The following is a 14,846-nucleotide window of genomic DNA, read 5'->3' as shown; positions in this document are numbered from 1 at the left end:
CGAACTCCACTCACCGATGGGTGCCGCGGGCCCGGTCTCACGACCGGCCCCATCCAGCATGACACCTCACGGCCAGGTGGTGCTCTGCCGTTGCTTGCGGTTGAGGAGGTTGAGCAGGTCCTCCTTGCGGGCCTGCGCGCCCCACAGGGTGACCCTCAGCAGCTGTTCCTTGAAGATGTTGCCGCTCATCTTGCTGACGCCGTGTTCGCGTTCGGTGAACGTGATCGGCACCTCGATCATCCGGAATCCCTGCCGGTACGCCCGCCAGGCCATCTCCACCTGGAACGAATACCCGGTGGAGGCGATGGTGCTGACCTCGATCTTGTCGAGGACCGACAGACGGTACGCCCGGTAGCCGCCGGTCGCGTCCTTGAACGGCATGCCCAGCGCCATCCGGATGTAGATGTTGCCGCACCGCGACAGCAGCAGGCGCCGCAGCGGCCAGTTGTGCACGCTGCCGCCCGGGATGTAGCGGGTGCCGAGGACCGCGTCGTGGTCGCCCAGCGCGTCGAGGAGGCTGGGCAGCTCCTCCGGGGCGTGCGAGCCGTCCGCGTCCAGCTCGACGACCGCGTCGTACCCCTTGTCCTTGGCCCACTGGAAGCCGGCCTTGTAGGCGGCGCCCAGGCCCTCCTTGCCGGCCCGGTGCAGGACGAAGATGTGATCGTCGGCCTCGGCCAGCTCGTCGGCGATGGCGCCGGTCCCGTCCGGCGAGTTGTCGTCCGCGATCAGGATGTCGACGGCCGGGACCGCTTTACGGACCCGATCGGTGATCACCCGGACGTTGTCCGCCTCGTTGTAGGTGGGGATGATCACGAGGACCCGTCCCACTCCCGGGTAACCTTCCGCCTCGCTCACCGTTCCTCCGAAACCTGTACGCCGTCACTTGTGATAGTCCCCCGTCGGCGGCGCAACGGCAGCACACCCACGAGGGCGACGACCGTACCAAAGACGAGGACCGCCTCCGGCCGAGCGCCCGAACGAGTCGCCAGCGTACGCGGTCCGTCCAGATTCATGTCACGCACCACCACCGCAGCCGTGTTGAACCCGGTCGAATCGTGCACATCACCCGTCGCGTCAACGAATCCGGACACTCCCACGGTGGACACCATGAGGGCCTCCCGGCCGTGCTCGACGGCCCGCAGGCGCACCATGGCCAGTTGCTGACGGGCCTCGGCCTCGTTGAAGGTGGCGTTGTTGGTCTGCACCGCGAGGATCTGGGCGCCGCCGGTCACCACGTCGCGCACGATCCCGTCGTAGGCGACCTCGAAGCAGATGACGTCACCGAGGACCGCGGCGCCGGTGTCGACGACCCCGGGCTCGTCGCCGCCGAGCATGTTGCGAACCAGGTCTACCTTGTCGCTGACCAGGCGGGCGATCGAGCGCAGCGGCATGTACTCGGCGAACGGCACCGGGTGCCGCTTCTCATACTGCTGGGCGTGGTCGGGGCCGCTGCCGGGCCGCCACAGGATGCCCACGTTGTAGATGTCGCCGGGCACCTCGGTGCGCTGGAGGGTGCCGACCAGGATGGGCGCCTTGATCGCGTCGGCGGCGGACTGGATGAGGGCGGCCGCGTCGGCGTTCTGGAGCGGGTCGATGTCGCTGGAGTTCTCCGGCCACACCACCAGGCCGGGCTGCTTCTGCCGGCCGGCGGCGACCTCGGCGGCCAGCGCGCGGGTGGCGTTGACGTGGTTGTCGAGCACGGCGCGCCGCTGGGCGTTGAAGTCGAGCCCGAGCCGTGGCACGTTGCCCTGCACGATCGCGACCGTGGTGGCGTCGCCGCCCGGCACGGTCAGCGGCAGGGCGGCCGGGGCGGCCAGCAGCAGCCCGGTCACGGCCGCGAACCCGGCGGCGGGCAGCAGGGCGCGGGGACTCCACCGGCGCCAGGCCAGCGCCACGAGTGCGCCGCCGGCGGCCGCCACGGCGAAGGTGACCAGGGGGGCGCCGCCGTACGCCGCCAGCCGCAGCGTCGGCGCGTCACCCTGGCTGAACGCGAGCCGCCCCCAGGGGAAACCGCCGAACGGGGTGCGGTCGCGCAGGAACTCGCTCGTGGTCCAGATCAGCCCGGCCAGCAGCGGCCACAGCGCCCGCCAGCGGTCCACCAGCGGGGACAGCCAGGATCCGGCCAGCCCGGCGAAGCCGACATACAGCGCCTGGAGGCCGGCCAGCAGCGTCCAGGGCAGCCAGCCGGCGGCGATCCGCGTCCACTCCAGCATGGGGAAGAACAGCACCACCCCGGCCAGCACGCCGAGACCGAAGCCGGCCCGCAGGCGGCGCCGGTGCACGGCCGCGGCCAGCAGCGCCACGCCGACCGGGGAGAGCCACCACAGGTCGTACGGGGGCAGGGCCAGCAGCAGGGCCGCGCCCGCGGCGACCGCCAGGGCCACCGCCACCGGCAGGCGCAGCGGGCGCGCCGCGGGCTCCGAGCCGGCGCTCGGGCCGACGAGCGCCCGCGGGGGGAGAGTCATTTCCACGCGTGGCAGGCTACCCGCCCGCGACCTGCGACGACGGAGGGGCGCGGTCACGGTTCGACCACGCCCCTCGGGTGCTCCTGTCCTCTCCACGGCCGGTGAAATCCGCGGGATCTCGCCGTGACCTTCGGACCGACCCGCCGCGTACCGGCTGCCCGCGTCGTGCCGTTGTCTACTGGCCATGGACCGATCCCCGGAAGAGCCACCTGAACGCGGCCCGGTCCGCACCGCTCCGCGCGCCCCCGCCCCCTGGACCTGGCTGTACGCGCGACCCCTGCGAGGACTGCGGCCAGTGGGTGGAGGAGCGGAGCGGATCATGACCGCTCGCCGTGGAACAGGACCAGGAGACGGTACGTCGTCCACCCGCCGCTCTGTCAACCGGGGCCCCCGCGTCGCGGCGTGTCGTATTCACCGGCGTGTCACATCTCGTACCTGATCGAGTTACCCAGGAGTTCGCCGGCGACCGCCGGATGGTCCCCGGACAGCAGACCGGCCGCGGCCAACACGTACTGCTCGTCGATCACGGCGCGGGCCCGGTCCGGCACCGCCCAGCCACCGGCCACATCGGACAGCACGGCGCCGAGGACCCGTTCTCCCCCACCGTGACGGAGCACACCACCGGAGCCGACCACGAGACGTACGTCACACATCCCCGGACGGCCGCGCGCGTGCCGGCGCAGGGCGACCACCGCCGCGGTCGCCGCCAGATCCCGGTCGCCGCCCGGTTCCGGCAGTTTCTCCGCCACGGCCGCGGCGCGGGTGCCGTCCGCACCGGCGGCCACCCCCAGATCGCCCTCGACGGTGCGCGCCCGCCACAGGGTGCCGGCCACGTCCCGCCGTGGCCCGGTCTCGCTCTCCGGGTCGGGAACGAGCGCCGAGTAGACGTCGGTGGTGGCGCCGCCCACGTCGACGACCAGGATGCCGAACCCGGTCCGGTCGGCCAGCACCTCGACCCCGGCGAGCACCGCGTCCGGGGTGGCGGCACGCACCAGCGAGGCGAACCGGCGGCCCCGGGAGAGACGTTTGCCACCGATCACGTGACGCAGGAAGACGTCCCGGATCGCGGCGCGGGCCGGCAGCGGGTCCAGCACGCCGATGCGCGGCAGCACGTTGGCGGCCGGGGTCACCGGCACACCGCGGGCGGTCAGCAGGGCCAGCGCCTCGTCGCGGACCTCCGCGTTGCCGGCCAGGACCACCGGGAGCCGGATCCGGGCCGCGGCCAGGCGGCGGGCGTTGTGCAGCAGCACCTCGCCGTCGCCGCCGTCGGTGCCGCCCACCAGCAGCAGCACGTCCGGGCGGGCGGCGCGCAGCCGGGTGAGATCGGGCCCGCTCATCGGCCCGGACGCCACGTGCACCACCTGCGCTCCGGCGGACAGGCCGACCCGGTGCCCGGCCTCGGCGGTGACCAGCGCCTCGTACCCGATCACGGCGAGCCGCAGCCCGCCGCCCGCGGAGGAGCAGACGCGCAGCTCGTCGCCGCCGCCCACGGCGGCGACGGCGGCGTCCAGGCCGTGCAGCACGTCGGTCGCGGCGGTGGTCGGCACCTCGGCGCGGCGGATCAGTCGCGCGCCGTCCAGATCGATCTTGGCGGCTTTGGTGTACGTGGACCCGACGTCCACGCAGACCACGGTCGTCACTTCGGTGGCACGACGACGGTGCCGGTCGCCGTGGTGGCGACGATCGGCTCGCCGAGCACCGCCGCGGCGGAGCCCTCGGTGCCGCGGCAGACCACCCGCACCTCGAAGTCGATCTTCCGGGAGCGGGTGCCCATCTTCACCACGGTCCCGCTGATCTCCAGCATGTCGCCGGCCCGCACCGGGGCCTTGAACTGCACGTCGTCGTAGGAGGCGAAGAGCCCCTCGTCGCCGTCCAGCCGGATGCAGATCTCGGTGGCCACGTCGCCGAACAGGCCGAGCGAGTAGGCGCCGTCGACCAGGTTCCCGGCGTAGTGGGCGTGGGCGTAGGGCACGTAGCGGCGGTGCGTCACGGTGATCATGCGGGGCTCCCGGCGAGGGCGTGGACGAGGTAGGAGGCGACCTCACGGGGTGTGGTGCCGCGGCTGAAGATCCGGTCGACGCCGAGCTCACCGGCCATCAGCTCGTCGAAGCGGGGCCCGCCGACGATCAGCAGCGGCCGTCGCCCGGCCGGCAGCGCCTCCCGGAAGGCGGCCGACATGGCCCGGGTGTTCTGGAGGTGGGCGTCGCGCTGGGTGACGACCTGGGAGACGAGCACGGCGTCGGCCTTCTTCTCCCGGGCGGTCTCCACCAGGTCGGGCACCGACACCTGGGCGCCCATGTTGGTGACCGACAGCTCGGAGTAGTACTCCAGGCCCTTCTCGCCGGCGATGCCCTTGAGGTTGAGGATGGCGTCGATGCCGACGGTGTGCGCGTCGGTGCCGATGCAGGCGCCGACCACGTTGAGCCGCCGCCGCAGCCGCCGTTTGATCGCGGCGTTGACCTCCTTGGCGCTCAGCAGCGGGAAGTCGCGCTCGACGACGTGGACCTTGTCGGTGTCGACGAGGTGGTTCACCTTGCCGTACACGACGAAGAAGGTGTAGCCGTCGCCCATCTGTTTGGCGTGCACCAGCATGGCCGGGTCCATGCCCATCTTGCCGGCCAGCTGGAGGGCGGCGCCCTCGGCGCGTTTGTCGTGCGGGATCGGCAGGGTGAAGGAGAGCTGCACCATGCCGTCGCCGGTGGTGTCCCCGTAGGGCCGGATGATCACAGGTCCTCCACGACCGGGTTGTAGTAGTCCTCGTCCTGCTTCTCGACGCCGTCCAGGCCCTTGCCCCGGTCCGCGGGGCGTTTCATGATGCCGAAGGTGCCGTCCGCGATGGCGTTGAGCATGCCGTCGTCGACGATGCGTTCGAGCAGGTCGATGGCCTCGCTCAGGACCTGGTTGGCGCGGCCCCGGATGAACGGGCCGGGCGTGAAGTCCTCGTGCAGATTGCCGGCGCCGTTGAGGACGTAGCGAACGTTCTGCAGGGCGATGTCGCGATCGGAGAGCCACGGGGTGACGACCGCCTCGGTCATCATGCCGACCAGCAGGATGCCCTGGCCGGTCAGCGCCCCGGCCAGGTTGAAGAAGCCGTCCAGCAGGTTGCCGCGGAAGACGTCCCCGGTCATGTGCTTGGTCGGTGGCATCCACTTCAGCGGAGCGTCGGGGAACAGCTCGCGGGCGAGCAGCGCGTGCGCCAGCTCCAGCCGGAACGAGTCCGGCAGGTCCGGGTTGATCTCGAAGGCGTGCCCCAGGCCGAGCTGCCAGTCCGCCAGCCCCGCCTCGTGCGCGAAGTACTCGTTCATCAGCTGCGACACCGTCACCGTGTGCGCGGCCTCGACCGCGTCCGCGGTGGTGAGGTAGTTGTCCTCGCCGGTGTTGATGACGATCCCGGCGCGGGCGTGGATCTGCCGGGAGAACCGCTGGTCGACGAAGGTGCGGATGGGGTTGATGTCGCGGAACAGGATGCCGTACATCGAGTCGTTGAGCATCATGTCCAGGCGCTCCAGCCCGGCCAGCGTGGCGATCTCCGGCATGCACAGGCCGGAGGCGTAGTTGGTCAGCCGCACGTACCGGCCGACCTCCTTCGACGTCTCGTCCAGGGCGGCCCGCATCAGCCGGAAGTTCTCCTGCGTGGCGTAGGTGCCGGCGAACCCCTCGCGGGTGGCCCCCTCCGGCACGTAGTCCAGCAGCGACTGGCCGGTGGACCGGATCACCGCGATCACGTCCGCGCCGGCCCGCGCCGCCGCCTGGGCCTGCGGGATGTCCTCGTAGATGTCGCCGGTGGCCACGATCAGGTAGATCCACGGGCGCTGTTTCGGGTCCCCGTGCCGTTTGATCAGCCGGTCCCGCTCGGCCCGCCGCCGGTCGATCCTCTTGAGGCCGGCCGCGGTGGCGCGCCTGGCCCGCTGCCGGGCCCTGCCGGGAGCGGCCGGCACGGTGAACCGCACCGACCCCGCCGCGGCCTTCTGCGCCAGGACCGTCACGTCCTCCACACCGGTCGTCTCCATCGCGTGGAACACCGGCACGGCCACCCCGTGACCGAGCCCGACGTCCGCACGCACCGCGTCGACCAGCCGGTTCACCCACGGGATGCCGTCCGGGTCGGCGCCGGTCACCCCGGCCAGCCGCAGCACGGCACGCTCCACCGACACGGTCGTGTGCGACCGTGCCAGGTCGACCACCGGCTGCCCCGCCCGCGCGGCGAGCGCCCTTGCCCGCGCGACCACGGTCGCATCCAGATCCAGCTTCCCGGCCAACGAAACGCCTCCTGTTACCTCTCGAAAATCGTGTCGCCGTGCAGCACCGTGCGACGGCATACCGGACGGGCCGGCTCGGCGCCGTCGACGTCCGGCAGCAGGGCCGGAAGGCCGTCGGCCAGCCCGGCCGGGGTGTCCCAGGCCGCGAACGTCGCCGTCGCGCCCGGCTTGAGCACGCCCGCGTTCTGCACACCGGCGGCCCGCCAGCCGCCCGCGCTGCTCGCCGCGAACGCCGACCGGACGCTCATCCGGAACCGCGGGTTGCGCGGGGCCGCGGCGGCCAGCACCACGGCCCACGGGTCGAGGGCCGTCACCGGCGAGTCCGAGCCGAACGCCAGCGCCACCCCGGTCGCGTGCATCGCCCCGATCGGGTTGCTGGCCAGCGCCCGGTCGGTGCCGAGGCGCTGCGCGTACATCCGGTCCGGGCCGCCCCACAGCGCGTCGAAGACCGGCTGGACCGAGGCGATCACGCCGAACTCGACCATCCGGGCGATCATCGCCTTGTCGATCAGTTCGACGTGCTCGATCCGGTGGTGCCCCTCGCGGACCTTGTCGACGCCGACGCTCTTCGCGGCGATCGCGAAACCCTCCAGGACCGTCTCGATGGCGGCGTCGCCGATCGCGTGGAACCCGCCCTGGAAACCGATCCGGATGCAGTCCAGCAGGTGGTCGGCGGCCTGCTCGGCGGTCAGGAACGCCTCGCCGCAGCCGTGGTCGCCGTCGTGGTAGGGCGAGCGCACCGACGCCGTCCGGGAACCGAGCGCGCCGTCCGCGTACAGGTCGCCGGCCGCGCCGTGCGCGCCCAGGTCCCGTGCCCGCTCGGCGCCGCCCAGCTCGCCCCAGTAGCCGAACACCCGCGGCAGGCCCTGCCCGGATAGCGCGAGCACCGACGCGAAGTCCGCCTCGCTGGAGGTCCCCGGGCCGCCGCACTCGTGCACCACCGCGATGCCCATCGACGCGGCGCGGGCCAGCGCGGTGCGCTGCGCCGCCGCGCGCTGCTCCGGCGTCAGCGAGCCGAGCGCCACGGCACGCACCGCGTGGTGCGCGGCCTCCCGCACCCAGCCGGACTCGTGGTAGCCGTGCACCCCGGCCGCGACCGGCAACAGCGACGACGACGCGAGGGCCGAGTGCACCGACGCCTGCGACAGGTACACCTTGCGGCCGTCGGCGGCGCGGTCCAGCTGCTCCGCGGTCGGCGGCGTCTGGTCGGACCAGGTCGACTCGTCCCAGCCGTGCCCGTGCACCACCCCACCGGCCGGGCGGGTCGCCGCGAACGCCGCCACCTTCTCCAGCAGCTCGCCCGGCGACCGCACCGCCGACAGATCCAGGCCGTCGAACGCCAGACCGGTGTCGGTGGCGTGCAGGTGCGCGTCCACGAACGCCGGGGTGACCAGCGCGCCGTCGAGGTCGACGGTGACGTCGGCGGCCGGCGCGTCGCCGGAGTCGCCCAGCCAGGCGATCGTGCCGCCGCGGGTGACCATGGCGGTGGCCTTGGGATCCGCGGCCGAGTAGAAGCGGCCGTTGACGTAGCGAACCGAGGGTGTGTCAGTCATGCGCGTCAGTCTGCCGCGATCCGAGCCTCGAAGAGGGCGCGCACCGCGGGAACCTGGCGGAGCAGGTCCACCGCGAAATCGGCGTGACCCGGCACGTAACCGTTCCCGACCAGCATCGTCACGTCCGCGGCCAGGCCCTCGGCACCCAGCGCGGCGGCCGGGAAGCTGGTCGCCATGGAGAAGAAGATCACGGTCCCGCCGGCGGCGGTGGCCAGGATCGCGCCGTGCTCACAGCCGGGCACGTCCACGCAGACCACGGTGACGTCGGCGGGCTCCCCGACCGCCCGGCTCACCGCGACCGGGTCCCGAGCGTCGGCGATCGCGATCTCGTCGGCGAGTCCGGCTTCGGCCAGCGCGTCCCGCTCGGCCTCGTTCACCACCACGGCTTTGGTACGGGCGCCCGCGCGCCGGGCGGCGGCGAGAGTGAGGGAACCGCTCTTGCCGGCGCCGCCGAGAACCGCCACGGTGGCCGCCCGGTTCGCCCGGACGACACGGTCGGTCAGCGCCGGGGCGCCGCAGACGTCGTAGACGGCGAGGGCCAGCTCCGGCGCCAGGTCGTCGGGCAGCACCCCGACCACCGAACGGCCGAACAGAATGGCCGTGCCCTCGGCCGGGACCTGCTCGCTCAGCCCGTCCCACCCGGTCAGCCCGTCGGTGATCCGCAGCGGGGTCAGGGTCAGCGACACCAGCGTGGCGACCCGGTCACCCGGCTTGACCGACAGCGGCGACTCCGGGCCGACCTCCTCGACCACGCCGATCAGCATGCCGCCCGAGCCGGTCACCGGGTTGTGCATCTTGCCACGCGTCTCGACGATCTCCAGCACCTCGGCGCGGATGGCGGCGCCGTCGCCCGCGTGCTTCTCCGCGAGCTGCCGGTAGCTGGCGGCGTCCAGGTTGAGCCGCTGGACCCGGATGCGCACCTCGTCCGGCGCGATCCGCGGGTCCGCGTCCAGCTTCCACGCGGCCTGCGGCAGCACGCCGGCCGGCTCGATCACTCGCGGCAACCCGATGCTCATGCTTCCCACGCCTCTCTCACGTCAAAAACACTGTCATATCGCGGCCCCACCGTAAATCCTTCGCGCACCCGCTTTCTAGACCGGAGATTCTCCAGTACGTTGATCAGCAGTCCAAATATCGGGAGGGATCGGCGTGGCAGAGACCGTGGCGGGACAGCCGTACGAGTACCAGCGGCGCGAGCTGGTCGAGCCGGACTGGACCCGGTTCCCCGGCTGGCGCGACGTGACCGCGGCCCAGTGGCAGTCGGCCCAGTGGCAGCGGGTCAACTGTGTCAAGAACATCAAGCAGCTGCGGGCCGTGCTCGGCGATCTCGTCGACGAGTCGTTCTACGCCGACCTCGAGGACGACCATCAGCGGCTGGCGACCATGTCGATGCTGCTGCCGCCGCAGATGCTCAACACCATGGTCCCGGACCGGGCACCGGACACCGCGTCGTTCTACGCCGACCCGGTCCGGCGGTACATGCTGCCCGTCGCCACCGACCGGCACCTCGACTGGCCGTCACACCCGCACGCCACCCGTGACTCCCTGCACGAACACGACATGTGGGTCGCCGAGGGCCTCACCCACCGCTATCCGACCAAGGTGCTGGCCGAACTGCTGTCCACCTGCCCGCAGTACTGCGGCCACTGCACCCGGATGGACCTGGTCGGCAACAGCACCCCCACCGTCGACAAGCTGCGGCTCACGCTCAAGCCGGTCGACCGGTACACGCTGCACCTCGACTACCTCAAGGCCCACCCCGGGGTCCGCGACGTGGTGGTGTCCGGCGGCGACGTGGCCAACGTGCCGTGGAAGCAGCTCGAGGCGTACCTCATGGGCTTGCTGTCGGTGCCGACCGTGCGCGACATCCGGCTGGCCACCAAGGCGCTGATGGGGCTGCCGCAGCACTGGCTCCAGGACGACGTGGTCGAGGGCATGCACCGGGTCGCCGTGACGGCCGAGCGGCGCGGCGTCAACCTGGCCGTGCACACCCACGTCAACCACGTGAACTCGCTGACGCCGCTGGTCGCGCGCGCCGTGCGTACGCTGCTCGAAGTCGGCGTGCGTGACGTGCGCAACCAGGGTGTGCTGATGCGGGGTGTCAATGCCACCGTGGGTGACCTGCTCGACCTCTGCTTCGCGCTCCAGGGCGAGGCCGGGATCCTGCCCTACTACTTCTACATGTGCGACATGATCCCCAACGCGGAGCACTGGCGGGTGCCGGTGTGGCACGCCCAGCAGCTCCAGCACGACCTGATGGGCTACCTGCCGGGCTACGCCACCCCGCGGATCGTCTGCGACGTGCCGTTCGTGGGCAAGCGCTGGGTGCACATGGTCGCCGACTACGACCGGGAGCACGGCATCTCCTACTGGACGAAGAACTACCGCACCTCGATCGAGGCCGACGACAGCGAGGCCCTCTCCAAGCTGTACGCCTACTACGACCCGATCGACACGCTGCCCGAGTCGGGCCAGGACTGGTGGCGCAAGCAGCAGCAGGCATGAGAAAAGGGAGGCACCGCGGTGCCTCCCTTTTCTTTGTCGTGCGCCCTAGCTGAGGGCGTCCCGGACGTCGCGGCCGGCGTCCTTGACGTGCTCGCCGGCCTGCTTGGCCTGCGCGGCAGTCTCCTGCGCCTCGCCCTCGGCGTAGAGGCGCTCGTTGTCGGTCGCCTCGCCGATGCCCTGCTTGGCCTTGCCGACCATTTCCTCAGCCTTGTTCTTGGCCTTGTCGGCGATGCTCATCGTCAGCCTCCTTGATCGGTTGCCCTCTCCCGACCAATGCCCGACCGGCCCCCGCCCGAAACGCCCCGGTCCTCCCGCACCCGTCAGGGAACGTCTCCCTCCTCCCGCCGGGCCGTCTCCTCCAGCAGTTCCGCGATCCGGGCGGCACTCTGCGCGTCGCCGATCGCCCGAACCCGGCCGAGCGCCTCCCGGAGCACCTCACCGGCCGCTCGAAGGTGCCCGTCGGCGATCAGAGCGGCGCCCAGGACCGGCCCGGCGACCGCCACCCCATCGGCGCGTTCCAGCCGCACCAGCGACCAGAAGGCGACGGTCATGTGGTGGATCGCCAACGACCGCTCGCCCATCCCCAGCAGGATCTGCCCCAGTCCCCAATGGGTGGCGGCGATCCCGTCGGCGTCGCGGTTCCGCTCGCAGAGCGGCATCACGATGTCACGCCTGATCTCCAAGGCCCGCTCCTGGTCACCTGTCAGAAAGGCGATGTCGGACAACCGGCCCCAGACGGACGACATCTCGACGGTGTCGCCGATCCGTTCGAGAACGGGCAGCACCTCCACCCGCCAGATGCGTGTGGCCTCCCCGAACTCGGCTCTCCGGACCATGACATCGGCGATCTTCCCTCGGACGATCGCGGCCGCCTTGAGATCCCCGAGCCGCTCGAGCACCGGCAACGCCTCGTCGCGCCAGATGTGCACCGCCTCGTCGTACCGCTCGCGCCGGTACACGACATCGGCGATCTTGATCAGCGTGACCGCCGCCTCCCGCCACTCCCCCAGACGCTGGTAGATCGGCAGCACCTCATCGCGCCAGATGCCCTCCGCCTCGTCATGCTCGCCGCGCCGGAACAGCACGTCAGCGACACGACCCGACAGATTCGCCACCGCGGCGACGTTGTCGGCCCGCCTGAATCTCGGCAGCATGACCTCGCGCCAGATGCGCAGCGCCGCGGGGTACTCGCCGCGCCGGAAGTGGATCCGGGCGATGTCGTCCTCGATGACGAACGCCTCGTCGGCGCACCCGACCGCCTCCAGGGCGTCCTGCGCCTGCCGGAGGACATCGTGGGCGCGCTGGAGATCCCCGGTGATGATCAGGCGCCGCCCCTGCTCCACCATCACGCGCGCGCGATCGGCCCGGAGCGCCTCGGACTCCGCGCCGCCCTGCGTGGCCGCCACGGCGCGCTGCAGATAGCCGTCAGCGCGGCTGCCGTCACCGTGGATTCCGGCCGCGACCGCGGCGAATCGCAACAGGGTCACGGGGATCTCGACAGCATGACGGTCCAGGAGATCAATGGCTTCGCGAGCGACCCGGGCGGCCTCGTCGGCGGATCTCTGGCGCAGCAGATACACGGCCTGGGGCGCACTGTTCGCGACGACCGCCGGATTCCGGGCGCGCAGCGCGAGCCGAGTCAGTTCCACATCCAACAGCAGGTTCTGGGACAGGCTGGCCACGGACGGCCGGCCCCACGCCTGCTGCAACGGTTCCACGACGACGGCGGCGTACTCCTCCATCTCCGCCTCGGTGAGGGCGGAGAGGCGGCCGCCGGCCAGGACGTTGCAGGCGATCGCCGAACGGTCGGAGTCGAACGGATCCGCGAAGGCGTCAGTGAGGCCGAGGCCGCTGAGGCGCCCCGTCGACCCGCCGACCCGGTCGGCCAGCAACTCGGCGACCGGAAGCGGCACGGGCAGGTCGAAGAGGGTCAGCCCACGCAGCAGAGCGACGTTCGACCGACCGGCCAGGTCGATCAGCGAGTCCAGGGCCAGGGCCTCCAGGAAGCCGCGGACCTCCGCGTCGGACGGGAGGTCACCCTGGGACAGGTAGGACTCCATGCCGGCCACGACGGACTCGGCACGTGACTCGTCAACCTGGTCGCTGTAGACCAGGCGCAGGGCGATCAGGTCCTGGAGGCCCGGGTTGCCGTGACTCACCGCCACCGCGCGGCGGGCCAGATCCTTGCGCGAGGTGCGGAGATCCTCCGTGGTCAGGGCCTTCTGCCGGGTGGAGAGTTTGCGCTGGGAGGCCTCCGACAGGGGTTCCAGCTGGATCGGCTCCAGGCGGTTCTCCAGGCCGTTCAGGGCGAAACGGAAGCGGCTGGTGAAAAGCAGGCGGCTGTCGGTCTCGTCCGGGTCGAAGGCACGCAGGATCGCGGCGACGACCGGGGCGTGCGCGGCGGACACCCGGTGATCGCCGGCCGGGTCCGCCTCCAGGATCTGCTCCAGGTCGTCGACGATCAGCAGCAGCGGGCGCCGGCCCGGGCCGGACTGCGCGCACGGGCCGCTGACCAGGTCGATCAGCAGGGCCTCCAGGGTTTCGGGGCGGTCCCGGACCTCGGGCATGCGGCGTTCGACCAGCTCACGGGCCTCGCGGTTGGTGGTGACCGCGGCGGCGACCGCGTCGAGGACGCCCAGGGCCGTGTAGTCGCCGAAGACCACGGCCACGGCGCGGTCGTTGAAGCGGTCGGCGATGCGGGCGGCCAGGCTCGACTTGCCCAGGCGGCCCTGGCCGTGCAGCAGGACGCCGGCGCGGTCGGCGTTGCGCAGGGTCAGCAGGGAGCGCCGCAACTCACGGCGGCGGCCCACGAACATGCCCGGCGCGGCGACCGGGACGTGCTGGTTCTTCTTGTCCAGGAACGTCTTCGTGCCGTGAACCGCCGACACCAGGGTACGTTTGCGCTTCCCGGCGACGACCGGGCCACCGCCGGTGGGGCCCAGCCAGATGCGGGCCAGGTGCCAGTCCGCCCGTACCTCCGCATGGGTTTGGGCGAGAAGCGCGCGGCGCGCGTCGCCGACGGCGACCGCCAGATCGGCGCGGGCGCCCAGACGGCGGTAGAGCTCCTCGGCGAACCGGGTGGCGGCCACATCGGTCACCGAACCGTCCCAGCCGATCACCGCGGGAATGCCGGCGGTGACCAGACCGGTCGACATCGAATGGGCGATCACCGCGGTCGCGTCGTCCGGCTCGGGAACCAGATCACGGCGGCCCTGCCCGGCGGGCAGGTGGCCGCGGGCATCGGCGCCGGTCGCGGTGAGGCAGGCGGAGACGAAGACCAGGCGCGGCGGCGTCGAGAAGAGGCGGACCAGCTCCGGGGCCGAGGTGGGACGGCCGTCGCCGACCTCGTCCTCCATCATCAGCACCGGTACGCCGGGAGCGTCCACACTCGCACGCCAGTTGTTGACGCCGTGGCAGGAGAGGTGGACCACCGGCATGCCGCCCAGGTCGGCCAGCCGGTGACCCAGCTGCTCGGGATCGCCGGTGTCCTCGACGACCAGGTCGACGCGGGTGTCACCGACCGCGTCCAGGATGGCCGTCTCCTCGGCCTCGAAGTCCAGTTCGAACTGGCCGCGCGGCGACGACGCCATGAACATCAGGCCCAGACGGAGATCGTCCGAAGCGGGCGGGGTCTCGGCACGGCCCAGGCGGCGCACCACCTCGAAACGGAGCAGCGCGTCCTCGGCCAGGAAGCCGCCCTGCGGCCGGGCCAGCACCTCGAACGGCGCCCGCAACACCGCCCAGACCTGGTCGCCCGGGTCCTTCGGCGCGCGAACCTCGAAGGTGGCCGGCGCCCGCACCCGGGTGAGCAGATCGCTGAGCTGGGCCTGATCGCCGTCCAGCCACGCGTAGAGCTCACGGCCCAGCTCGACGAAGGTCGCGTCGCCGGCGTGCGCGTGGACCGCCTGCACGTAGCGGTCGGCGAGAGCACGCAGCAGCGCCCCGTCGTCAGCCGTGATCCTCCGGCGGGGGCCGATCCGCCGGCCTTCGGCCAGGATCTCGAAACCCGCGTCGTCCAGCACCAGCCCGGTGACCATCGCTCAGCCCTCCATCGACGCCGTTCA

The 14,846-nt window shown here is 72.0% G+C and carries 11 protein-coding genes; 1 reads left to right on the top strand and 10 read right to left on the bottom strand.

The window, feature by feature from the left end; genetic code table 11:
- Positions 1–66: 66 nt before the first annotated feature.
- The 8 genes from J5X75_RS39985 to kdd all read right to left on the bottom strand — a co-directional run bounded on the left by J5X75_RS39985 (position 67) and on the right by kdd (position 9,293).
- Complete coding sequence (locus J5X75_RS39985) at positions 67–855, bottom strand: polyprenol monophosphomannose synthase (RefSeq protein WP_183218920.1); 789 nt, start codon at positions 853–855, stop codon at positions 67–69.
- A complete protein-coding gene (gene lnt / locus J5X75_RS39980; protein ID WP_208472944.1) occupies positions 852–2,465 on the bottom strand; it encodes an apolipoprotein N-acyltransferase in 1,614 nt (537 codons plus the stop codon). Before lnt ends, J5X75_RS39985 begins: the two co-directional genes overlap by 4 nt.
- Before the next feature lie 422 nt (positions 2,466–2,887).
- Positions 2,888–4,105, bottom strand: a complete 1,218-nt coding sequence (locus tag J5X75_RS39975) for a glutamate mutase L (protein WP_208472929.1) — start codon at positions 4,103–4,105, stop codon at positions 2,888–2,890.
- Positions 4,102–4,464 (bottom strand): 3-aminobutyryl-CoA ammonia lyase, encoded by a 363-nt coding sequence (kal, locus tag J5X75_RS39970; protein WP_208472928.1) that lies wholly within the window; start codon positions 4,462–4,464, stop codon positions 4,102–4,104. Before kal ends, J5X75_RS39975 begins: the two co-directional genes overlap by 4 nt.
- Positions 4,461–5,192 carry a lysine 5,6-aminomutase subunit beta gene (gene kamE / locus J5X75_RS39965; protein ID WP_208472927.1) on the bottom strand — a complete coding sequence of 244 codons (732 nt, stop codon included), beginning with the start codon at positions 5,190–5,192 and terminating at the stop codon, positions 4,461–4,463. The genes kal and kamE overlap by 4 nt, the downstream gene beginning before the upstream one ends.
- Complete coding sequence (gene kamD, locus J5X75_RS39960; protein ID WP_208472926.1) at positions 5,189–6,724, bottom strand: lysine 5,6-aminomutase subunit alpha; 1,536 nt, start codon at positions 6,722–6,724, stop codon at positions 5,189–5,191. Before kamD ends, kamE begins: the two co-directional genes overlap by 4 nt.
- Before the next feature lie 14 nt (positions 6,725–6,738).
- Positions 6,739–8,277 carry an amidohydrolase gene (locus J5X75_RS39955; RefSeq protein WP_208472925.1) on the bottom strand — a complete coding sequence of 513 codons (1,539 nt, stop codon included), beginning with the start codon at positions 8,275–8,277 and terminating at the stop codon, positions 6,739–6,741.
- A gap of 5 nt (positions 8,278–8,282) precedes the next feature.
- On the bottom strand, positions 8,283–9,293 hold the full coding sequence (gene kdd / locus J5X75_RS39950) for an L-erythro-3,5-diaminohexanoate dehydrogenase (RefSeq protein WP_208472924.1): 1,011 nt from the start codon (positions 9,291–9,293) through the stop codon (positions 8,283–8,285).
- Positions 9,294–9,420: 127 nt separating this feature from the next.
- Between kdd and J5X75_RS39945 the strand changes: the two genes are divergently transcribed.
- Complete coding sequence (locus tag J5X75_RS39945) at positions 9,421–10,782, top strand: KamA family radical SAM protein (RefSeq protein WP_372451035.1); 1,362 nt, start codon at positions 9,421–9,423, stop codon at positions 10,780–10,782.
- Positions 10,783–10,827: 45 nt separating this feature from the next.
- Here J5X75_RS39945 and J5X75_RS39940 read toward each other — a convergent pair whose 3' ends face one another.
- Complete coding sequence (locus J5X75_RS39940; protein ID WP_208472922.1) at positions 10,828–11,019, bottom strand: CsbD family protein; 192 nt, start codon at positions 11,017–11,019, stop codon at positions 10,828–10,830.
- Positions 11,020–11,102: 83 nt separating this feature from the next.
- The gene (locus tag J5X75_RS39935; protein ID WP_208472921.1) at positions 11,103–14,819 is read right to left on the bottom strand and encodes a CHAT domain-containing protein; all 3,717 of its coding nucleotides are present in this window, start codon (positions 14,817–14,819) and stop codon (positions 11,103–11,105) included.
- Between the last annotated feature and the right edge of the window lie 27 nt (positions 14,820–14,846).

Source organism: Actinoplanes flavus (assembly GCF_017592555.1).
Lineage (GTDB): Bacteria > Actinomycetota > Actinomycetes > Mycobacteriales > Micromonosporaceae > Actinoplanes > Actinoplanes flavus.
The sequence above is the reverse complement of the archived record's forward strand: the minus strand, read 5'-3'. Positions and strand labels throughout refer to the sequence as shown.